Source organism: Bacillus sp. CCB-MMP212 (assembly GCF_022748145.1).
Lineage (GTDB): Bacteria > Bacillota > Bacilli > Bacillales > Bacillaceae_G > Bacillus_A > Bacillus_A cereus.
Window position 1 is genome coordinate 89988 of sequence record NZ_JALDQE010000013.1, and the last position, 22763, is coordinate 112750.

Sequence of the window (22763 nt, forward strand, 5' to 3'; positions counted from 1 at the left end):
TCATGGCAGTAAAAGAACTGAATTCAAAAGAAAAACATTATGCAGATACTCGTGAAGAAGCTGAAGAAATCGTTGAGGAAGCGAAAGATGATGTGTATTTAAAATCATTCCAAATCAGTGAAAAGCACAACAAATACGGTACTTACTTCTTGGTGGATTTAGCTTTTAGTTATGATACACCGCGTGAAATTATGGAAAGTGCTGCAGCTAGGAAAGAAGTAGAAGAACATGGTGAACCACATGAAGGTGTGGAGTACAGTGTTAAACCGGATGGGACGACGGAAGTTGTTCCTGGGCAATTAGAAATGGATGAATTAAATGAAAACGAAGGAGACGAAGAATAATGGCTGAGAAAAAATTTGATTGGGGTAAATTTGATAAAAAAGTAGATTTAGAAGCTTTAACTGCCGATGTGCAGGAAGTAGAAGAAAACGGTGGTGGTGATTTCGAACCGCTTCCAGATGGTCAATATGAAGTAGCAGTTGAAAAATTAGAGCTTACCGAGTCTAAAAAAGGCGATCCAATGCTTACGATTTGGTTCAAGATTGTGGAAGGTGATTATGAAGGGCAACGTCTCTTCTATAACAAGGTGATGCAACCGCAAAATGATAAGGCGTTTGGATTCCAGGTCCACCAAAATAACGAAATGTTACGTGCGTTATGGGACTGTGATAAAGATGATGTTAAGTTCACTAGTTTTGGAGAGTATGCGGATCTAGTACTTGATATTCATGAAGACATCGATAGTCAATTTGAATACTTACTAAGTAAAGAAACAGATAAAAATGGCTTTGATCAATTCAAGATTTTAGAAGTGTTTGAAGTTGAATAAATGAATAAGGGGAGCCGATGAGCTCCCTTTTATTTTGGGGTGATAAAGATTAATCCATTAGATGAAATTACTAAAATTGCACCGCAGCTACCATTAAAAGTTTTAGAGGATATTACGAAAAGAATCAGTGATTGGATTGTAAGTGGTGGTAAAAATGATGATCCTTACATTGAAATGCAGTTACGATATGCAAAGCGTTTTATAAAGGAGTGATAGAATGCTTTTCTATGACTTTGAAGTGTTCGCAAATGATTGGTTAGTAGTTATTGCAGATACCGACAATCAGTCGGAAAAAGTATTTGTTAATAATGAACAAGCATTAATTGATTATTATCATGAGCATAAAAATGACATATGGATTGGTTACAATTCAAGACATTATGACCAATTTATTTTAAAAGCAATTATATGTGGATTTACACCACAGGCTATTAATGAATGGATTATTATCGATCATCAACCAGGATGGAAGTTTTATAAAGACTTTTGGAAAATACAGCTGTATAACTTTGATGTTATGACGAATAAGTTTCGCTCTTTGAAACAATTAGAAGGATTTCAAGGTCATGATATTCGTGAAACGTCAGTGTCATTCAATATAAGCCGGGAATTAACAGAAGAAGAAATTGAAGAAGTTATTAAATATTGTCGTCATGATGTACATGAAACAATGCACATTTTCATGGAGACAATTACAGAATTTGAATCACAAGTTGAGCTATTAAAAATGTTTAATCTTCCGTTAAGAAACATTTCGAAAACGAAAGCTCAATTAAGTGCATTTATCCTGGATTCAAAACAACCTGCAGTTCCAAGAGACGATGAATTTGATTTTACATTTCCAGATACATTACAAATTAATAAATACACTGAAGTCCTGGACTTCTATAAAGAAAATAAAGATTACAACAAAGTACTTGAATTAAACGTTGCTGGTGTACCGCACTTGTTTGCTTGGGGTGGTTTGCATGGTGCAAGGAACAATTATTACGGTGAAGGTTACTTTCTTAATATCGATGTAGAGAGTTATTATCCGGCACTTATGATTGAGTATGATTATTTATCCAGGAATGTAAAAGACCCTGCAAAGTTTCGTGAAGTTCGTGATACGAGGTTAAAATATAAAGCTGCTAAAGATAAACGTCAGGCACCATTAAAGATTGTAATCAATGGTACATATGGGGCCATGAAAGATAAATATAATGGGCTTTACGATCCACTTATGGCGAACAATGTTTGTATTGGTGGAATGACATTGCTCCTGGATCTAATAGAAAAGCTTGAACCACATTGTGAGATTATCCAATCAAACACCGATGGTGTCCTGGTTAAATTACGTCATTACGATGATTACGATTTAATTGATGATATTTGTTATGAGTGGGAACAACGTACAAGAATGGGATTAGAGTTCGATGAGTTCGTAAAAGTAATTCAAAAAGACGTTAATAATTACATCTTAGTGGATGCTGACGGTAACTATAAATCAAAAGGTGCGTATGTAAAGAAATTGAATCCACTTGATTATGATTTACCAATCGTGAATGAAGCGGTCGTGAATTACTTCGTAAAGGGCATTGATCCAGAAGAAACCATATTTAATTGTACTGAGTTAGTGAAGTTCCAAAAGATCGTGAAAATTAGTAGTAAGTATAGTCATGCTAGATACGGCACCAGAAGAATGAATGAAAAGGTATTTCGAGTGTTTGCTAGTGTAGACGAAAACGACAAACAGTTATTCAAAGTAAAAGATGGTGTTGCTGAGAAAATAGCGTATGTTCCGGAACGATGTTTCATTTTTAATGGTGATATTAAAAATATGAAAGTACCATCCAAGTTAGATTACTGGTGGTACTGGACATTGGCTAATAAACGAATCGATGACTTTTTAGGAGAGGATAAATGATATGAAATTTGATGAAGAGTTTCTTAAAACTAGAATAGAAGTAATGGAAAAGTTTCCTCCAAAGGATGCGGAAAGTTATTTCTATAAAAAAGGCTGGTTAGATGCGTTAAATGAGTTACTAAAAATGATTCAGGATGGAACATTACAAAGTAAGTAGGTGCAACAGTTATTGTATTGCGAAAGTAGGTGATGAACATGTACAAGGGTTATTTAAAAGGTAATGGGAAACATGCTGCAAGTAAGTTTAAAGATGGGGCAAAACTATTATCCTATCATACAGCAAGAAAAGAAGATTCATTTGTTGGCATTCTGGATGATGAATATATCATGGTCGATGTCGATGATATAGCTGAAGCTGAAACATTATTAGACATTATCGAAGATAAGAACATTAATTGTTCCGTATTGGAAACGACAAACGGCATGCATTTTTATTTCAAAGGATATGATATAACGGCCAATAAAATAAAATGGTTCTCCAATATTGGTATTCTTTGTGATTATAAATTAGGTATTAAGAACACCGCTGATCCACTCAAGATTGATGGTAAAACTCGTAAATGGTTAAGAAAATGTACGGAGCATGATTCATTACCAAGTTGGTTATATCCATACAACAAGAAAAATCCGAACCTTACCAAAATGGGTGAAGGTGATGGACGTAATGATAAATTATTCACTTACATTTTAAAACTGCAGTCACAAGGAATGGCTAAAAATGATATTAAAGAGACCATTTCTATTATAAATAACTACATTTTAGAAGAACCAGTTACACAAGGTGAACTAAATGTAATCTTACGTGATGAAGCATTCATGAAGGAGTCCTTTTATATAAAGGGTTCCTTCCAACATGAAAAGTTCGGTGATTTCTTGATCAATGAACATCACATTTGCAAAGTCACTAATGTTCTTCACATCTATAAAGATGGTGTGTATTCGGACAAGCAAGAAGACATTGAAGAAGCGATGATTCGTCACATTCCAGCGTTGAAGAGAATGCAACGACAAGAAACAATTGCTTATCTACAGTTAAAGGCAAAAAATAAAAATTTCGCCTCTACCAAATATGTAGTTGTTAAAAATGGCGTATTTAATTTAGAAACGTGGCAACTAGAAGATTTTACACCTGAAATTATCACACGTAATAAAATACCTGTTGCATATATTCCGGGTGCTTATTATGAGGTAACTGATAAAACATTTAATAAAATAGCTGTGAATGACAAAAAGATTCGGGCCATTTTAGAAGAGATTCTTGGATATATTTTATTCCGGAGGAATGAGTTTGCGGCAACGTTTATTCTTACTGGTGATGGTAGTAATGGTAAATCATCGTATTTGAAAATCATTCGTAAATTAATAGGTTCAGATAATGCATCGTCATTAGATTTGAACGAGTTGGACCAGCGTTTTAAAACTGCTGAGTTATTTGGGAAGTTAGCAAACATTGGTGATGATATTGGTAAAGGGTATATCAAAGAATCTTCGATATTTAAAAAGCTTTCTACTGGTGAAACATTAAACGTAGAAAGAAAGGGTAAGGATCCATTCGACTTTACGAATTACGCAAAACTAATCTTTAGTGCAAATGAAATGCCGCGGATTAACGATTTTAGTGATGGGTTAGGGAGAAGGCTTCAGATCGTTCCGTTTAAAGCGAAGTTTACACCGAACGATGATGATTATGATCCTTTTATTACTGATAAGCTACTTAGTGATGAATCAATGCAATATGTATTGAATCTAGCGTTAAAAAGTTTGAAACGATTACTTGTTGAAAAGAAATTTACGAAATCAAAAGCGGTTGAAGCTGAATTGATTAAATATCAAGAGGAAAACAATCCGATTATTAGTTTTGTAAATAATGAGGACGTTGAATTGGAACGTGCTGTAGTGGGTGATGTTTATCTACAGTATAAAGTGTATTGTGCGGAAAATGGTTTTCAATCAGTTAGTAACGTGAACTTTAGTAAGCAAGTAACACAATTATTTGGTTATAAATCACATGTTCAAAAAGTAGACGGCAAAAGTAAAAGAATCTTTATTAGTGAATAATTTTTACGTCCGTGACTTTTTTCGGTCAAAAACATAGGGTATTTGACCGTTTTTGGTCACGAAAAACACTATACTTTCACTAATATATGGTAAAAGTGAACCTCGGTTACAGTGAAATGCGTAACCAGTTACAGATACCTGTAACCGTTCAAACCTAGTCATATCAAGGGTTTAAGAGGTGCGGTTACAGGGTTACAGTGAAAATCACTTTCTTTTAAAATATATAGTTGAAAAATAAAAAGATAAATATATAAAAGAAATTTAGGGGGTAAATGCGTAACCGTGATGTTTTAAAAACACTATGAATCCAATTGTATCAAGGGTTCAAGGCGGTTACAGGGGGTTACAGTAGGTTACGCATTTTACTCTAAAAAGGTAGGTGAATCATCATTTTTGACTGGCTGAAAGACTATCAGAAATTAGAAGAAGATATTGAGTACTTAAATTACAACTTAGATAAAACAAAAGCTGAATTAAAACGCTGGATCAGTGGTGATTTGCGAGAGGTGCGTTTAACTGCTGAATCAGAAGGTGCAAAGGTAGAGGAACGTATTGAAGCAATTGAATATGAATTAGCACATAAGATGAATGATATGTATAAACTCAAAAAGTTAATTAGCAAGTTCAGAGGTTTAGATAATAAAATCCTTAAAATGAAATATGTAGACGGTATGACATTGGAACAAATAGCTGAAGAAATTAGTTATAGTTCTAGTCATATAAAAAAGAAACATGCTGAAATAATTCGGTTGATTAAATTCGTAGAACGAGAAGGTATCATTTAGGTTCACTCCTAAAGTGAATCGAAACTCTTGAAAATATCGATTATAGTAATAACATAAGAAATTGACGAAAGGGCAACTGGTGCACGGTTGCTCTTTTATTATGTAAAAATTATATAGGTGGTGTTAAGTAAATGATTACTGAAATTAGAAAAACAATATCTGGTACAGAGTATTGGGATAACAAAGAAAAGCGAAGTCTATTTGTTCCAACTGGTGAAGAACCAGGATTCGAAGTGACTAAAAATCCTGAAAGTATGATTGCTAAGTTTGCTGATGATAAAGTAGTTGACGTTAAAGTAGATGAACTATCTTTAGATGATATGACAGTAAAAGAATTACGTGATCATGCTGCATCGATTGATGTTGAGATCCCAGCCGATGTTAAAAAGAAAGAAGATATTATTAAGTTACTATCATGAAGTACTGTGCTGAGCAAGGCTGTAAGACATTAATCGATAAAGGACGATACTGTCTCAATCATAAACGTAAACAGAAGAAGACAGTTGTCTATTCAAAGAACAGATCATTCTATCGTACAAAAGCATGGCAAGATTTGAAGTCATTCTGTTATCAAAGAGATAAAGGATTGTGTCAACGATGTGGAAGGTTCGTGTTTGGTAAGCAAGCACATCATCATCATATTGTTCCGATTAAAATCAATCCTTCATTAAGATTAGATCCGGATAATATCGATACACTTTGTTCTAAGTGTCATCCGATTGTAGAAAGAGAAACAAATGAAAAATACCAGGAAAAGAAAAAGTTCGACTGGAAACTATAAGCCCCCCTATCGAAAAAAGAAACTCTGGCCTTATGGGGGGATAGGGAGTGGGGGTGCAAACGCGCACCTCAAAATGGTTTTTTGAAAAAAATTCGTTTTTTTTAGGTGGTGATTTAAGGAATGGCCAGAAAATCGAAGGTCGTAATTGAAGCTGAAAAGAAAAAAGAATTAGAAGCGCAGCGTATTATGGATGTTTTGGTTGAAGCCGGAACTTATTCGCCAGCGCTTGATCCATTGATTGAAGTTTATCTTGATGCAGTTGAGATATACAGTGTCAAATATGGACTTTGGAAGAATTTAAACTTCCCAACTGTCCAAAAAACAAAGAATGTAAATGGTGATGTGAAAGAATCAAAGCATCCATTGGCTCAACAAGTTGAAGTTTGGTCCAAACAAAAAGCGAAGTATTTGGGGCAATTAGGACTGGATGGGAAGAACAAAGATTTACTTAAAAAAAGTGGGGTTCTTCTCGAAAAAGGAAAAGCTGAAAAAGAATCCACGGAGCTTAACGATAACAACAAATTATTGCAGTTTAGAAAGATGAAAAGTCGATGATTGATTTTGAAACAAATTACGCTGATATATTCGTTTCGGAAGTAGATGCAGCCCCACACTTATATCCTGATTCTATTAAATTGGCAATCAAACGATATAAGAAATGGAAGAAACGAAAAGATATTTGGTTTGATGTTGAAAAAGCAAATGCGATGATTTATTTCACAGAAACATTCTTAAAACACGCAAAAGGAAAATGGGCAGGACAGCCATTAATTTTAGAGTCGTGGCAAAAATTTTACTTTGCTAACATTTATGGATGGCAAAAATATAATGAAGATGGTAAAGCGGTGCGAGTAATTCGTACGGCTTATTTGCAGGTTCCAAAGAAAAACGGAAAAACAATTATGGGCGGCTCACCAGTCATTTATGCGATGTACGGAGAAGGTGTAAAAGGCGCTGATTGTTATATTTCCGCTAATACTTTTGAACAATGTCAAAATGCAGCCGGGCCAATTGCTTTAACGATTGAAAATAGTCCTGATTTACGTCCGGATACGCGTATCTACAAAGGTAAAGAAGATACGATTAAGTCAATTAAGTACACATTTGTGGAAGATGACATTAAATATGCAAATGTAATCAAGGTTCTTACAAAAGATAACGCAGGTAACGAAGGTAAAAACCCGTATATCAATTATTTTGATGAAGTTCATGCTCAAATGGACCGTGAACAATACGATAATTTACGTTCAGCCCAAATTGCCCAGGAAGAACCACTCAACATCATCACTTCCACAGCAGGGAAGAATACCGGCTCACTTGGAACTCAAATTTATACTTATGCAAAAGAAGTTATGGATAAAGATAAAGACGATTCTTGGTTCATGATGATCTATGAGCCGAATAAAAAGTTTGATTGGGAAGATCGTGATGTTTGGCGAATGGTTAACCCGAACATGGATGTATCAGTTAACATGGAGTTTCTTGAAAATGCATTTAAAGAAGCTCAAAACAACAGCTTTAATAAGGCAGAATTCTTATCAAAGCATTTAGATGTATTTGTTAACTATGCTGAAACATACTTCGATAAAGACCAATTGGATAAAATGCTTGTTGATGATTTAGGAGATATTGAAGGGTTAACTTGTGTTATCGGTGTGGATTTATCAAGACGTACCGATTTAACTTGCGTATCGTTAAATATTCCAACATACGATGATGAAGGTCTTTCATTGTTAAAAGTAAAACAAATGTATTTTATTCCGGAGTTTGGAATTGAAGATAAAGAACAGCAAAGAAATGTTCCATATCGGGAATTAGCTAAAAAAGGATTTGTTACAATTTGTCCTGGTAAAACGGTGGATGAAGAAATGGTCAATCAGTACGTTGAATGGGTATTTGAGAACTTTGATTTACGTCAAATTAATTATGATCCAGCGCTTGCTGAAAAGCTTGTTGAGAAGTGGGAAATGCTTGGTATTCAATGTGTTGAAGTTCCGCAGTATCCAACCCATATGAATGAACCATTTGATGATTTTGAAATTTTATTGCTTCAGGACCGAATTAAAACTGATAATCAATTATTAATTTATTGTGCAAGCAATGCAAAAGTAATAACTAATATTAATAATTTAAAGACACCATCTAAACGTAAATCACCGGAGCATATCGATGGTTTTGTGGCGATGTTAATTGGCCATAAAGAAACATTAAATATGATGGAAGACGCTGTTCCAGATGAAGATTACGATGAATATTTAGATGATATTTATAGATAAGGAGTGAATGAGAAATGAAAAATAAAAAGCAAGTAGAAAATATAAGAAATCAATTAATTAAATTAGGAAGAGAGGTCGCCGTTCAGCACACGACGACGCAATTTCCTGATTGGTGTTTATTGAAGATAGGACTTCATAAAGTTCAAGGCCTACCATATGAACACTATTATTATGAAGGACTACTTGAGCCTAAATCAAGTGACGAACAGAGTAATTAAAATGATCTATTATCGTGTCTTAACCAATTTACCATACCGTCAGCAAGATTAAGTCCAGCCCAATGTTTTTTTACTTCAATAACAAAAACTGTATCATTTTCATCAACAACCTTCTTTAAATCATCTCTAATTTCTGAGGCTGATTGAGAAGCATCGATTAGCCAAAATGATTCAAATCGTTTGGAATAATTTCGATAAGACTTTAATTGTTCATGAAGCTTTTCGTAATCTTGACCTGGTTTATGTAAATCATAAGTTACCGCATAAACAGCCATACTATCACCTCCTTATTAGGGTGATTTTACCATATTATTAATTTAAAAGAAAAATATAAGCATATATAAATAGAAAGGCGGTGAGAAAGTGGGTTTAAGGAATAGGTTTTCAAATTTTTTAATTAGACAGGCTGAAAAGCGCGGTTTGTTTGAAGATATTTTCAATAACGTTGTTCGTTATGGTGGTAGATATGCAGGCGATGATCATATCTTGGAATCTAGCGATGTTTATGAATTGCTACAAGATATAAGTAATCAAATGATGTTGGCTGAGATTGTTGTGGAAGACAAAGACGGTAAGGAAATTAAAAATGATTCAGCTCTTAAAGTTTTAAAGAATCCAAACAATTATCTTACACAGTCTGAGTTCATTAAATTAATGACTAATACTTATTTGCTTCAAGGTGAGGTCTTCCCAGTTTTGGATGGTGACCGATTACATTTAGCATCTAATGTTTATACAGAATTGGATGATAAATTGATAGAACATTTTAAAGTAAACGGAGAAGAAATTCCATCATTCATGATTCGTCATGTGAAAAATATTGGTGCTGATCATCTAAAAGGAAAAGGTATTCTTGATTTGGGCAAAGATACGCTTGAAGGTGTGATGTCGGCTGAGAAAACTTTAACTGACAAGTATAAAAAAGGTGGATTACTAGCATTTTTACTTAAGTTAGATGCTCATATTAATCCACAGAACGGTGCACAGTCCAAATTAATTAAAAAGATTTTAGATCAACTGGAATCCATCGATGATGCAAGGTCAGTTAAAATGATTCCACTAGGAAAAGGGTACTCAATAGAAACGCTTAAAAGCCCGCTAGACGATGAAAAGACACTGGCCTATCTAAATGTATATAAAAAGGATTTAGGTAAGTTTTTAGGCGTAAATGTGGACACTTATACGGCCTTGATTAAGGAAGACCTCGAGCAAGCAATGATGTATTTGCATAACAAGGCAGTTAGACCAATAATGAAAAATTTTGAAGACCATTTGAGTCTTCTTTTTTTCGGGAAAAATTCGGACAAACGTATCAAATTCAAGATTAATATTCTTGATTTCGTTACTTATAGCATGAAAACAAACATTGCTTACAACATTGTTCGAACTGGTATTACATCGCCAGATAATGTTGCAGATATGCTTGGGTTCCCCATGCAAAATACACCTGAATCACAAGCAATTTATATTTCGAATGACTTATCAAAAATTGGTGAGAAACAAGCTACAGATAATTCACTGAAGGGGGGTGATGGAAATGGCAAAGACAAAGGAAACACGGACATTTGACATCACCAAATTAAGTACCAGGGATGCTACGGAAGAACAACCTTCCAAGATAACTGGTTATGCAGCTGTATTTAATTCAAAAACAACTATTGGTGGATGGTTTGATGAAGTTATTGAGCATGGAGCGTTTGCTCGTTCTCTCTCTGAGAATGGTGATATCAGAGCGTTATTCAATCACAACTGGGATAATGTCCTGGGTAGAACAAAAAGCGGTACATTGAGACTAGAGGAGGATGAAAAAGGGCTTAAATTCGAAATTGAATTACCTAATACATCTGTTGGTCGAGATTTAGCAGAAAGTATGTCCAGGGGTGATATTAACCAGTGCTCATTTGGTTTTTGGATAACAGAAGAGAACTGGGATTACAATGTTGAACCAGCATTAAGGACCATTAAAGAAGTAGAATTGTATGAAATATCGGTTGTTTCAATACCAGCTTATGACGATACGGAAGTATCTTTAGTCCGCAGCAAAGAGATTGGTAAAGAAATAGAGCAACGAATGAAAATGATCAAACAAATAAATCAAATCCTGGGGGAAAAGTAAAATGAACAGACAATTATTATTAGCATTACAAAAACGAAGCAATGAAAGATTAGTAGAATTACGTACACAAGTTGAAAATCCTGAATTACGTGCAGAAGATTTACCGGCAATTCAAGAAGAAATCGATGAAATTAACAAGCAATTACAAGAAGTTGCAGATGCTTTAGCAAACCTTGAAGATGATGGTGGAGGTGAAGAAGGAAACGAAGATAATGAAGAAGGTACTGGGGAATCTGGTACTGAAGGTTCTGGTGAAGGTGGAGAAGGTCGTACTGGAAATCCTGAGGGCGGAGAAAATAGAACTGGTTTAACAGCAGAACAACGTCAATCAGCAATGGCAGCTATTGCAACAGGTCTTTCTACTCGAGGTCATAAAACTACTAAAAAGAAAGAAAAAGAAATTCGTTCAGCGTTTGCTAATTTTGTAGTTGGTCGAATTAGTGAAGCTGAAGCTCGTTCACTTGGTATTGAAGCTGGGAATGGATCAGTAACTATTCCGGAAGTAATTGCTTCTGAAATTATCACGTATGCTCAAGAAGAGAACTTACTACGTAAATATGGTTCAGTTCATAAAACAGCAGGTGATATGAAATATCCTGTTCTTGTTAAGAAAGCAGATGCAAATGTACGTAAGAAGGAACGTAAAGATAATGATGAAATCGTAGCAACAGATATTGAATTCGATGAAGTTTTACTTGATCCAGCTGAATTTGATGCACTTGCTACTGTTACTAAAAAGTTATTAAAAATGACAGGTGCTCCAATTGAGCAAATCGTTGTGGACGAGCTGAAAAAGGCTTATGTTCGTAAAGAAATTAATTACATGTTCAATGGTGATGATGTAGGTAATGAAAATCCAGGTGCGTTAGCAAAAAAAGCGGTAGCGTTTAAGCCTTCTAATCCAGTTGATTTAAAAGCAAAAGATGCAGGGCAATTAATGTATGATGCATTAGTTGAAATGAAAAATACACCTGTTACAGAAGTAATGAAAAAAGGACGTTGGATTATTAACCGTGCAGCATTAACAGCAATTGAAAAAATGAAAACAACTGATGGATTCCCATTACTACGTCCAATGACACAAGTAGAAGGTGGTATTGGAAATACGCTTATTGGCTATCCTGTGGACTTTACTGATGCGGCAGACGTAAAAGGAAAACCAGATGTTCCAGTTTTATATTTTGGTGATATTTCAGCGTTCCATATTCAAGATGTAATTGGCGCTATGGAATTACAAAAATTGATTGAAAAATTTGCTGGTACAAACAAAGTTGGATTCCAAATTTACAACTTATTAGATGGCCAATTAGTTTATTCTCCATTTGAGCCAGCTGTGTATCGTTTTGAAGTGCAAGCTACAACTGAAGGTAAATAGGTTATGAATGACTTAATTGAGAAATTAAAATCTCATATTCATTGGGAAGAGGGCATGGATGATTCTTTGCTCTCTTTTTATATTGATCAAGCAAAGACTTATGTAAAGAATGCGACAGGCAAACAGACCGAGTATTTAATTATTATTGTCGCTGGTCTTATCTATGATTACAGAGTCTCTGAAAAAGAATTAGAACAGGCACTTGATGCTTTAACACCGTTCTTTGTCCAGGAGGTTTATGCCGATGAAGAGAAAGACGAATAAACTCAAATGGATGGGCGAGCTACTTAAATTAGGAGAGACCATTGATCCGGAAAATGACCGAGTTGTTATGGGCTATCCTTTAGAACGGACACTTCGTTATAACAACATTGGAGTTACGGCCACTGATAAATTTACAACGAAAGATACGAATGAAATTGTAAAGAAAATTGAAGTTCGTATTGATCGTGATATTGAAAACAACCAAAAGGATTACCGTGTAAAAGTTGGTGGCCGTATCTATGATATTGAGCGTATTTATGTACGTGAAGAAGACCGATTGATGGAGGTGTCATTGTCCTATGCAAATTAGCTTTCAAGAGTTACGAGACATCATGAAGAAATCTGGTATACCAGTTTATCGTGATAGTGCACCTACAACAGCAAGTTATCCTTACATTGTGTATGAATTTGTGAATGAGCAACATAAAAGAGCTTCTAATAAGGTCCTAAAAGATATGTCGCTTTATCAAATTGCAGTCATTACAAATGGAACTGAAAAAGATTACGAGCCATTAAAGGCTGTTTTTAATGAAGCAGGCGTGTCTTATTCTCAATTTGATGGAATGGGTTATGACGAGAATGACGACACTATCACGCAGTTTATAACGTATGTGAGGTGTATCCAGTAATGGCTTCAAATAACAATGGTTTTGCTGAAGCTTTAGAAGATATTAATACGCTATTACGTGTGAATAAAAAGGTCGAACTGGATGTATTGGACGAAGCAGCGAAGTATTTTGCGAGTAAATTAAAACCAAAAATTAAAGCATCTAGTAAAAACAAGCGGACACATTTAAGAGATAGTCTAAAGGTTGTTGTAAAAGATGATCGTGTATCTGTGGAGTTTAAAGATGAGGCCTGGTATTGGTACTTAGTTGAACATGGCCATAAAAAAGCAAATGGTAAGGGACGTGTGAAAGGAAAACACTTTGTTCAGAATACCTTTGATGCAGAAGGTGACAAAATTGCTGATATTATGGCACAAAAAATAATTGATAGAATGTGAGGATGATATACATGACAGTTGAAAATAAAGAAATTCAATATTCGGTAGGGATTGAAGATTTATATCTGTGCTTGATGAAGGGAAATGAAACTTCTAGTGCACTGCCAACTTATGAGGATATCGTTTATAGACAAACGAATATTTCTGATTTAACGATTTCCACTACTTCTACTAATTTTACAAAGTGGGCATCTAACAAAAAAATTATTAACATTGTCAAAAATACAGCGTTTGGATTAGCTTTTAATCTTGCTGGTCTAAATCGTGAAGTAAAAGATAAAATCTTTGCTAAAACACGTAAAAAAGGTGTGTCTTTTGAAACAGCGAAGGCGAAGGCATATCCAAAGTTCGCAGTAGGTGTTGTATTTCCTTTAAATGATGGAACAAAAATATTACGTTGGTATCCAAAATGTACGGTTGCTCCAGTAGAAGAATCTTGGAAAACACAAGGTGATGAAATGACGGTGGATGATATTGCTTACACAATTACAGCAGATCCATTGTTATTTAATGATGTAACACAAGCTGAATTAGATACTGGTGATCCAGAGGCAAAAGGAATTAAAGCTGAAGATTTCTTAAAACAAGTCATTTGTGATGAATCTCAATTAACACAACTTGGTGGAACATCGACGCCAGGGAAATAAGGAGTGATAGTATGGCACGTTTAAGTGATTTAGTTAACGTTAATATAACTAGAAATAGTATTAAAATACAGGGTGTTACAATCCCTGTTGTTTTTACTTTTGAATCTTTTCCTTATGTGGAAGAGGCGTATGGAACACCTTATCATGAATTTGAAAAAGAAATGAATGATATGTTAGGAAAAGGTCAATTTAGCCTGGGAGAAAATGAAGCGAAATTGATGCGTGCATTAATTTATGCGATGGTACGTAGCGGCGGTACAGAATGTACATTAGCTGAATTGAAAGGTGCCATTCCTATGAATGATTTACCTGATATCTTCATCGTTGTATACGAAATTTTCAGTGGCCAAACTTTCCAAACTTCTGATATGGAGAAGCTGAAGCAAGAAAAAAAGTAAAAAACATACTGACTAAAAACGAGGAATCTCAGTCCGAATTGGACTGGGATTTTTATTTTTATGTCGGTAATACATTGCTTGGTTTGAGTATGGGTGACTTCTGGAAAATCACACCTGCACATTTTTTAAAACAATTCATTATGCATCTCAGATACAACAATCCGGATGCATTACATGAGCAGAAAACGAAACAGATCTACACGCTAGATCAAACGCCATTCCTATAAGAAATGAGGTGAGAAAATGCCTGGGAATAGTAAAGAAAGAAACGTTGTTCTTAATTTTAAAATGGATGGCCAAGTTCAGTATGCAAATACATTGAAACAAATCAATATGGTTATGAATAATGCAGCGAAAGAATATAAAAATCATATTGCAGCAATGGGCCAAGATGCGACAATGACTGATAAACTTCTTGCTGAAAAGAAGAAGCTTGAAATTCAAATGGAAGCAGCCAAGAAACGTACAGCTATGTTACGTGCTGAATATCAAGCTATGTCCAAGGACACAAGTACAACCGCCGAACAACTCAATAAAATGTACGGGAAGTTGCTTGATGCAGAACGTGCTGAAACTTCTCTTGATAATGCAATGAAAAGAGTGAATGAAGGTCTTTCTGAGCAAGCAATTGAAGCGAGGGAAGCACGCGGAACTTTACTGGATTTACAAGAGAATTCTAAGAAACTTGAAGCAGAACAAAAGAAACTAACAAGCTCTTTTAAACTTCAGAATGCTGAATTAGGAGCAAACGCTAGTGAAGCTGATAAGTTGGAATTAGCGCAGAAACAACTACGCCAGCAAATGGAAATGACTGATAGGGTCGTCCACAACTTAGAACAACAATTAAGTGCAGCAAAGCGTGTGTATGGTGAGAATTCTACCGAAGTGCAGCAACTTGAGGCTAAATTAAACCAAGCAAAAACGACATTAAAGCAATTTGAAAACTCCTTACAGAGTGTTGGGCGGAGTGGTTCACAAGCGGCGGATGGTATGGCGGAAATTAATAAGAAACTTGATATGAACAATTTAATGGAAGCCGCTGAAGTTCTACAAGGAATATCCGAAAAAATGATTGAAATGGGAAAGTCAATTGTAAATACAGCAATAGAGTTTGATGGATCGCAGAGGAAAATTCAAGCTTCATTAGGGTTGACCGGAAAAGGTGCCGAAAATCTTCAAAAGATTGCTGTTGATACATGGAAAAAAGGTTTTGGTGAAAATCTTGAAGAGGTAGATAATGCGCTTATAAAAGTTTATCAAAATATGCGCGATGTTCCACATGAAGAATTACAAGGTGCATCGGAAAACGTTTTAACCTTAGCTAAGGTTTATGATGTTGATTTAAACGAAGCGACTCGTGGTGCAGGGCAGTTGATGAGTCAATTTGGTTTATCTACACAAGAAACATTTGATTTACTTGCTGCCGGTGCTCAAGAAGGTTTAAATTATTCGGATGAGTTATTTGATAACCTCTCTGAATATGCACCTTTATTCAAACAAGGTGGTTTTAGTGCTCAAGAAATGTTTACGATTTTAGCAAATGGAACAAAAAGCGGTTCGTATAACTTAGACTATATCAATGACTTGGTGAAGGAATTCGGTATTCGTGTACAAGATGGTTCGAAAGGTGTATCAGAAGGATTCGGCGATTTATCTGAAGAGACACAAAAAGTATGGAAGTCATTCAATGAAGGTAAGGGAACCGCAGCGGATGTATTTAATGCTGTGTTAGGCGATCTTCAAAAGATGGATGATAAAGTAAAGGCAAACCAGATTGGTGTTGCTTTATTTGGTACCAAATGGGAAGACATGGGTGCTGAAGCGGTGCTAAGCCTAAACGATGTACATGGTGGTCTTGGTGATGTAACTGGACGTATGGATGAAATGAAGAAACTTCAGGAAGAATCTTTGGGGCAGCAATTTCAAAAAGCATTAAGAGAAACGCAGGCTGCGTTAGAACCACTTGGAAAGAAATTTGCAGAATTAGCTAAAGATATTTTGCCCCCAATTGTTGATGGAGTTAAAGCTGTAATGGATTGGTTTAGCAAATTGTCCGAAGCCGATCAAACGCTTTTAATCGTGATGGGTGCACTGAGTACGGCGTTTATTATTTTAACCCCAATTGTAGCAGCTCTAGCTGTTTCATTTGGTGCGTTGAATCTGGCGTTTTTACCTGTGATAGCTACCATTGCAGCAGTTTCCTTAGTGATAACTGGTATTATCATGTTAATAAAAAACTGGGGTGCCATAACGGATTGGCTTTCTGAAAAATGGTCCCAATTTAAAGATTGGTTTGGTGAATTGTGGGATAGCATAGTTCAAACCTGTGAAGATGCTTGGTCATCCACAGTTGATTTCTTTTCTGGAGCCTGGTCGGATTTTTTAAATATGGTCAATGAGTTCTTTGAACCTATCGGTCAATTTTTTACTGATCTATGGACTGGAATTTCTGATACGGCATCGGAAATATGGACAGGTATTACTGATTATTTTTCAGAATCGTGGTCTTCATTCATTGAATTAGCAGATAGTATATTGTCTCCTTTAGGTGAATTTTTCAGTGGATTGTGGACGGGTATTGTTGAAACGGCAACTTCTATTTGGGATCAATTAACGACAGCTTGGCAAGAAACATGGGATACAATACTCACAGTTTTAGATCCGATTATTTCAGCAGTCTCCACAGTTTTAGAAGCAGGTTGGCTACTCATTCAAGCAGGGGCACAAATTGCTTGGGCGGCAATATCTCAATATATTATACAGCCGATCCAGGAAGCGTATGATTGGATAAGTGCGAAAATTGGTGAATTAGTCACATGGCTTAGTACGCAGTGGGAACTTATAAAGGCTGCTGCACAAGTTGCTTGGGGCTTATTTAAACAATATATTACTCAACCTGTTCAAGAAGCATGGGATTGGGTTAAAGAAAAGTTTGGCGATTTAGTCTCTTGGCTAAATTCGCAATGGGAAACAGTTAAATCATATACTTCTGCAGCATGGAATCTAGTAAAACAATATGTCATTCAGCCTGTTCAGGAATTGTGGAATGCAACGAAAGAAAAATTGAATGATTTAGCGAATTGGATACTAGGTAATTGGGCCAAAATCCAATCTTATACACTTACGGCATGGAATCTAGTTTATAAATATATTATTGATCCAGTGATTTCAGCTTATAATTCTGCAAAAGAGAAGTTCAATGATATGTACAATACGGCACGGGAAAAATTTGATTCTGTAAAGAATGCAGCGCAAGAAAAATTTGATGCAGCAAAGAGATTTATCGTTGATCCGATAAAAGATGCGGTAGATAAAGTAAAGGGATTCATTGATAAAATCAAAGGGTTTTTCAGTGATTTGAAATTAAAGATTCCGAAACCGGAAATGCCTAAAATGCCACACTTTAGTCTGCAGACTAGTACGAAAAATATTTTGGGTAAAGACATTACTTTCCCATCTGGGATCGATGTGCAATGGCGTGCAAAAGGAGGTATCTTTACTAGACCTACCATTTTCGGTATGAGTAATGGTCAGTTGCAAGGTGCAGGAGAAGCGGGGCGAGAAGCAGTTTTACCGTTGAATAAAAAGACATTAGGTGAGATTGGTGAAGGGATTGCAGCAACAATGTCTACTGAACCAACTGTAATTAATATTTATAATCCTTCAGTAAGGGATGATCGTGACATCGACCGCATGGTCGGAAAAATAGATGATGCACTTGCTCAAAAAGGGCGTAATTCAAAAATAGGAATAGGGAGGACTTAAATTGCTAGACATAGGTATCGATAATCAGTTGGCAAGTGACTACGGAATATGTATAGTAGGACGCCCTGTTATTCCCACAGCAGAACAAGAAGTAGAACATATTGAAGTGTCTGGTAGACATGGTTCACTTACAAAAAAAGGGGCGTTTAAAGACGTCCCTTTAAAAATAAAGTTCAATATGCTTGAAGAAGAAAATATTAAGCCGTTAGTGCGACGTATGAAGGCTTGGTTGATGAATGGAAAGACATTATATTTTACTGATGATGATGTGTATCGAAAAATTAAACATGTTGTAGTAGGTGATATTGTAAATGAAATTGAAGAACATGGTGAATTTGAAGTGGATTTTAAGTTAGATCCCTTTGAATATACAGAGGATGTAAATCTAAAGCTTACCAAACCTGGTGTAATTTATAATCCAGGTACAATTGAATCTGATCCTAAGTTTTGGATTGTGGGAAATGGTACTTTCCGTATAACAATTAATGACGTCTCTTTTCAAATAAAAGATGTGAATGGTTCTGTTGTCATAGACTCAGAAGTACTTGAAGCATATACAGATACCATATCAATGAATAATAAAATGGTTGGGCAGTTCCCTATATTCAACGTAGGAGAAAATACAATAGAGTGGTCAGGAGCAATTCAATTCATGGAAATTCGACCTAGGTGGAGATATAAATGATTATTTTATATAAACCAAATGAGACTGATTTTACACACAATGGTATAGGAGCTTTAGATAAAAATATTTATAACGCAACTGTTGAGGAAGAACTCAATGGTTTATTTTTATTTTCATTTAGTTATCCATTGTTTGCACCACGTGGTCTGGAAATAGAGGGAATGAGCATCATTAAAGTTCCAACTCCTGATGGTGAACAACTATTTCGAGTGGCAGCTCCTAAAGTCAGCATGGGTGAGATTACAGCACAATGTTATCACATTTTTTATGACTTAACAGAAAATCTAATTGAAGACATTTTTGCTGAAACAACAAATGGTAATGGAGCTATGAATCGTATGTCAGCAGGATGCCAATACAAGCATCCTTTTCAGTTTTATTCAGATGTACCAAAGATAGCCAGTGCACGTATTGTCCGTAAAAATCCTGTGGAAGCATTATTGGATTCTAGTCAAGATAATTCATTTGTTAATCGTTGGGGAGGCGAATTAAAACGAGATAATTTTGATGTAAAAATGCTACAAAATCGTGGTATGGATCGTGGGGTAGTGATTCGTCATAAGAAAGATTTACTAGGGTATGAAGGTAATGTGGATTGGAAAAGTCCCATAACTAGAATCATGCCACAAGGTTTTGATGGGTTATTTCTTCCTGAAAAATATGTGGATAGCCCACTTATAAATAAGTATCCTCATCCTAAAATTAAAGTGATTGAATTTAAACATATTAAAGCTGCTATTGGTGAAAATGCTGACGATGAAGATGCAGTTCCGTTAGAAGAAGCGTATAGATTATTACGACAGGCCGCCAAAGATATGTTTACGATTCAAAAGGTTGATCAGCCTAAAGCAAATTATAACGTTAAATTTCAGGAATTATCACAAATGGAAGAGTATAAGGATTATAAGCATTTACAAAGTGTTTATATGGCAGATACTGTTACGGTTGAACATCAAGAAGATGGTATTGATATAAAAGCGAAGGTAATTGCTTATAAATATGATCCAATAAAAAAAGAGTATCTGGATATAACCATTGGTAACTTCAAAGAATCCTTTACGGACGTTTCCGGTAGGGTTGACCTGGTACAAGAAGAGTTATCCAATATGCCAAGCTCTATTTTAGATGCAGCAAAAGCAAATGCTACAAGTCTTATTAATTCAGGATTTGGAGGACATGTCCGCGTTTATCCAGATCGTATTTTAATTATGGATACGAAAGATGAAAAGAGTGCTAAAAAGGTTTGGCAATGGAACTTGAATGGATTAGGGTATTCTTCCACAGGTGTGAATGGCCCATATGGAACTGCCATTACAAGTGACGGAAGAATTGTTGCTGATTTTATTACTGCAGGTACGTTGAGTGGAAATCTTGTACAAGGTGGAGAAATAACAGGTGCGACATTACGAACTTCAGATAGTGTCAACTATGTAAATATTTCAAAGCAATTTATACGCTTGTATGAGTCATCTAAAACAAGGGTGTTTGTAGGGTATTACAAAAATAGTAGAAATGAAATACAACCAACTCTTATTTTAGGCGGAGATTCAGATTCCACAGGGGCAAATGGTGCTATTATGGTGTACCAATTCTCAGATACGAGCGTTAAGTCTGGTGGAATCGGAATTACAAAAGGACTCGAGGGTAATGGATACTTGAATGCAGCTTCTTTATACTTTTCGCAAACAGGGAATGCAATGCTTGATGCTGATAAAACGATTGTCCTAAATGCTCAAAGTGATATGAGGTTTAAAGTCAAAGACCAGTTTCGCTTTTATCGTAATGACAATTGGATTGCGAGTATTGGGGTTTCATCTGGAGGGGATACAGATATCGTACTTCCAAATGCGATGATACGAAATTCGAGTTACGAAAATGGTTATATTCAAATAAAAACAGCACTTGGATCGTATTATCATGGAATAATTGCTTCAGACTTCAAAGTTTCTTCAAAAGAAACATATAAAACCAATATCCGGCCTATTGCATTCAGTGCACTTGAAAAAGTAATGGAATGGGAAATTAAACAGTACAATTTGAAAAATGATATTCCAAAACTGTATGAGATGCGTATGAATCGTAAAGAAGGAGAGCCAACGATTACTACAGATGCAATTCCTACGCATTATGGTTTAGTTATTCCAAAAGAAGCAGAGGAAAATGGTGTAGGCCTATATGGAATGCTTTCACAATTGACGAGCGCATTTCAAGAGCATGTGATAAAAACGGATGCTAGATTGGAAGAATTAGAGCCATTAAAACCTAAAGGAAACATAAAGCATAGGAACAGAATAAAACGTCAGAGAAGACCGTCTAGACACGTAAAAAGGAGTAGCTAGAAAGAGGTGTAGTCATGCGAAATGAGGAAATTATGATAGATTTAGCAGATCCTGTGTTTACAAAAACAATTCGTTCTCGGCAGAATGACAAGAATGGATTGAAGCTTACTGTGTACGTAAGAGAAAAAGGGGAGAAGGTGGATTTAACAGGATATGTGGTTAAATATGAAGCGACAAATCACACAGGAGTATTCATTCGAGATGATGCTCAAATAGTTGATGCAAAGAATGGTGTGTTTTCATATACGTTTACAGCTCAAGCTGTTTCCACATCGGATGATTGGACAGCTTATTTTGTTATGGAAAAAAATACAGAACGAATGAGTACACCAGACATTCGTATTACATTAAGGCGTGATGTGAAAGAAGGAAATATTAAAATCGAAAACTATATTTCTGAGTTTGAGATTATTAAGAAAACGTTAGACGAGCTGCAGAAGAAATTAAATGCTATGGATGTTGTTAAGAAAAGCGGAGACACCATGACAGGTGACCTAGGGATGGACCCAGGTAAATCAGTTCAGTTTAAATCAAGTGGAAGTACTAATAATAATTATGTTCTTAGAGGTCAAGCGGGACAGAATAAGCTAGTACTCTCAGATATCACGTCAAATAAGTTTATTTGGGATTACTTCAGTGACACGGATACTTTCACAGTTGTATCTAACACGAACCTCTTAAAGAAAACAGGAGATATTATAACAGGGCTTTTAAAGTTCCATTCTCTGGGTCAAATGTTGATGACTCAACCTGATTCAGCGACAGGTCCTTCTGCTCGTGGGTTACACTACGCGGATAAAGACACAGACGGAAGCGTTAATCGTGGCGGAATTGGACGTTTCAAAGGGGCTAACAACGGTGATGAATATCTGTACATGGGGTTCGGTACGAATCCTTGGGATTCTCAAAGTGGTTTAATAGTTCGTCCTGATGGATCAGCAACCTTGAAAGGTAAAAAAATAGCAACCGCTGATAATGATACAGGATGGATTAACCTTCCTACAACTGGGGTAGAGAATGTTACTGATAGAATTTTGAAGTGTAAAAGAAGTGGAGAACACGTTAATGTAATTGGTTCTATTCGAAATGCGCAAAACGCAACAGTATTTGCTACACTTCCAGTTGGATGTAGACCTGTTCAAGACATTGCGGTTCCAGCTATTATGATAACTGGAGGAGTGAATACAAACTTTTGTGAAGTTACAGTAAAAAAAGATGGTGGGATTTTCGTGAATGGTGTTCAAAGTGGAAGTACTTTTCATATTGCAATGAACTTTTTAATTTAGATATTACAGATTAAGCGTGCATAAGC

The 22763-nt window shown here is 35.6% G+C and carries 26 protein-coding genes; 25 read left to right on the plus strand and 1 reads right to left on the minus strand.

The features are described 5' to 3' along the window. Positions 1 to 2 precede the first annotated feature (2 nt). The 12 genes from MRP26_RS26490 (at position 3) to MRP26_RS26545 (ending at position 8856) form a co-directional block, all read left to right on the plus strand. Complete coding sequence (locus tag MRP26_RS26490) at positions 3 to 344, plus strand: organic solvent tolerance protein OstA (protein WP_242807087.1); 342 nt, start codon at positions 3 to 5, stop codon at positions 342 to 344. Then, complete coding sequence (locus MRP26_RS26495) at positions 344 to 832, plus strand: DUF669 domain-containing protein (protein ID WP_097919382.1); 489 nt, start codon at positions 344 to 346, stop codon at positions 830 to 832. The genes MRP26_RS26490 and MRP26_RS26495 overlap by 1 nt, the downstream gene beginning before the upstream one ends. A gap of 39 nt (positions 833 to 871) precedes the next feature. Next, complete coding sequence (locus MRP26_RS26500; RefSeq protein WP_242807124.1) at positions 872 to 1045, plus strand: DUF6877 family protein; 174 nt, start codon at positions 872 to 874, stop codon at positions 1043 to 1045. A 4-nt stretch (positions 1046 to 1049) separates the two neighbouring features. After that, positions 1050 to 2738 (plus strand): hypothetical protein, encoded by a 1689-nt coding sequence (locus MRP26_RS26505; protein ID WP_242807089.1) that lies wholly within the window; start codon positions 1050 to 1052, stop codon positions 2736 to 2738. Position 2739: 1 nt separating this feature from the next. Further along, complete coding sequence (locus MRP26_RS26510) at positions 2740 to 2895, plus strand: hypothetical protein (RefSeq protein WP_172107512.1); 156 nt, start codon at positions 2740 to 2742, stop codon at positions 2893 to 2895. Positions 2896 to 2933: 38 nt separating this feature from the next. Then, positions 2934 to 4796, plus strand: coding sequence for a DNA primase family protein (locus MRP26_RS26515; RefSeq protein WP_242807091.1), 1863 nt, complete (start codon positions 2934 to 2936; stop codon positions 4794 to 4796). 389 nt (positions 4797 to 5185) lie between these two features. Further along, positions 5186 to 5581, plus strand: a complete 396-nt coding sequence (locus MRP26_RS26520; RefSeq protein ID WP_098558383.1) for a hypothetical protein — start codon at positions 5186 to 5188, stop codon at positions 5579 to 5581. A gap of 131 nt (positions 5582 to 5712) precedes the next feature. Continuing rightward, the gene (locus MRP26_RS26525; protein ID WP_242807093.1) at positions 5713 to 6000 is read left to right on the plus strand and encodes a hypothetical protein; all 288 of its coding nucleotides are present in this window, start codon (positions 5713 to 5715) and stop codon (positions 5998 to 6000) included. Then, positions 5997 to 6362, plus strand: a complete 366-nt coding sequence (locus tag MRP26_RS26530) for an HNH endonuclease (RefSeq protein WP_000872542.1) — start codon at positions 5997 to 5999, stop codon at positions 6360 to 6362. The genes MRP26_RS26525 and MRP26_RS26530 overlap by 4 nt, the downstream gene beginning before the upstream one ends. A gap of 120 nt (positions 6363 to 6482) precedes the next feature. Continuing rightward, on the plus strand, positions 6483 to 6917 hold the full coding sequence (locus MRP26_RS26535) for a P27 family phage terminase small subunit (protein ID WP_242807095.1): 435 nt from the start codon (positions 6483 to 6485) through the stop codon (positions 6915 to 6917). Further along, a complete protein-coding gene (locus MRP26_RS26540; protein ID WP_242807097.1) occupies positions 6914 to 8638 on the plus strand; it encodes a terminase large subunit in 1725 nt (574 codons plus the stop codon). Before MRP26_RS26535 ends, MRP26_RS26540 begins: the two co-directional genes overlap by 4 nt. A 14-nt stretch (positions 8639 to 8652) precedes the next feature. Further along, positions 8653 to 8856 carry a hypothetical protein gene (locus tag MRP26_RS26545; protein WP_079245955.1) on the plus strand — a complete coding sequence of 68 codons (204 nt, stop codon included), beginning with the start codon at positions 8653 to 8655 and terminating at the stop codon, positions 8854 to 8856. On the opposite strand, the gene MRP26_RS26550 is transcribed toward MRP26_RS26545, so the two are convergent. Then, positions 8853 to 9131 (minus strand): hypothetical protein, encoded by a 279-nt coding sequence (locus MRP26_RS26550; RefSeq protein ID WP_079245954.1) that lies wholly within the window; start codon positions 9129 to 9131, stop codon positions 8853 to 8855. The two genes, MRP26_RS26545 and MRP26_RS26550, sit on opposite strands and share 4 nt — an antisense overlap. Before the next feature lie 88 nt (positions 9132 to 9219). On the opposite strand from MRP26_RS26550, the gene MRP26_RS26555 reads away from it, so the two are divergent. From MRP26_RS26555 to MRP26_RS26615, 13 genes are all read left to right on the plus strand, one after another. Further along, positions 9220 to 10425, plus strand: a complete 1206-nt coding sequence (locus MRP26_RS26555; RefSeq protein ID WP_242807099.1) for a phage portal protein — start codon at positions 9220 to 9222, stop codon at positions 10423 to 10425. Then, entirely contained in the window at positions 10394 to 10972 is a 579-nt protein-coding gene (locus MRP26_RS26560; RefSeq protein ID WP_242807101.1) for an HK97 family phage prohead protease, read from the plus strand. Before MRP26_RS26555 ends, MRP26_RS26560 begins: the two co-directional genes overlap by 32 nt. Position 10973: 1 nt before the next feature. Then, complete coding sequence (locus tag MRP26_RS26565; RefSeq protein ID WP_242807103.1) at positions 10974 to 12347, plus strand: phage major capsid protein; 1374 nt, start codon at positions 10974 to 10976, stop codon at positions 12345 to 12347. Between the two features lie 3 nt (positions 12348 to 12350). Continuing rightward, positions 12351 to 12611: a head-tail connector protein gene (locus MRP26_RS26570; protein ID WP_042596659.1), complete on the plus strand. Its 261-nt coding sequence runs from the start codon at positions 12351 to 12353 to the stop codon at positions 12609 to 12611. After that, entirely contained in the window at positions 12592 to 12921 is a 330-nt protein-coding gene (locus MRP26_RS26575) for a head-tail adaptor protein (protein WP_426966037.1), read from the plus strand. Before MRP26_RS26570 ends, MRP26_RS26575 begins: the two co-directional genes overlap by 20 nt. Beyond that, positions 12911 to 13240, plus strand: a complete 330-nt coding sequence (locus MRP26_RS26580; RefSeq protein ID WP_242807107.1) for a hypothetical protein — start codon at positions 12911 to 12913, stop codon at positions 13238 to 13240. Before MRP26_RS26575 ends, MRP26_RS26580 begins: the two co-directional genes overlap by 11 nt. Continuing rightward, a complete protein-coding gene (locus tag MRP26_RS26585; RefSeq protein WP_000157916.1) occupies positions 13240 to 13617 on the plus strand; it encodes an HK97-gp10 family putative phage morphogenesis protein in 378 nt (125 codons plus the stop codon). Before MRP26_RS26580 ends, MRP26_RS26585 begins: the two co-directional genes overlap by 1 nt. 11 nt (positions 13618 to 13628) lie before the next feature. Continuing rightward, positions 13629 to 14264, plus strand: a complete 636-nt coding sequence (locus MRP26_RS26590) for a major tail protein (RefSeq protein ID WP_000215489.1) — start codon at positions 13629 to 13631, stop codon at positions 14262 to 14264. A gap of 11 nt (positions 14265 to 14275) precedes the next feature. Then, positions 14276 to 14662 carry a hypothetical protein gene (locus MRP26_RS26595; protein ID WP_000113348.1) on the plus strand — a complete coding sequence of 129 codons (387 nt, stop codon included), beginning with the start codon at positions 14276 to 14278 and terminating at the stop codon, positions 14660 to 14662. Positions 14663 to 14905: 243 nt separating this feature from the next. Continuing rightward, positions 14906 to 18427, plus strand: coding sequence for a phage tail tape measure protein (locus MRP26_RS26600; RefSeq protein WP_242807108.1), 3522 nt, complete (start codon positions 14906 to 14908; stop codon positions 18425 to 18427). Position 18428: 1 nt separating this feature from the next. Then, positions 18429 to 19112 carry a phage tail domain-containing protein gene (locus tag MRP26_RS26605; protein ID WP_088029331.1) on the plus strand — a complete coding sequence of 228 codons (684 nt, stop codon included), beginning with the start codon at positions 18429 to 18431 and terminating at the stop codon, positions 19110 to 19112. Next, the gene (locus MRP26_RS26610) at positions 19109 to 21451 is read left to right on the plus strand and encodes a phage tail spike protein (RefSeq protein WP_242807109.1); all 2343 of its coding nucleotides are present in this window, start codon (positions 19109 to 19111) and stop codon (positions 21449 to 21451) included. Before MRP26_RS26605 ends, MRP26_RS26610 begins: the two co-directional genes overlap by 4 nt. Before the next feature lie 14 nt (positions 21452 to 21465). Then, a complete protein-coding gene (locus MRP26_RS26615; protein ID WP_242807110.1) occupies positions 21466 to 22737 on the plus strand; it encodes a BppU family phage baseplate upper protein in 1272 nt (423 codons plus the stop codon). Positions 22738 to 22763: the final 26 nt, after the last annotated feature.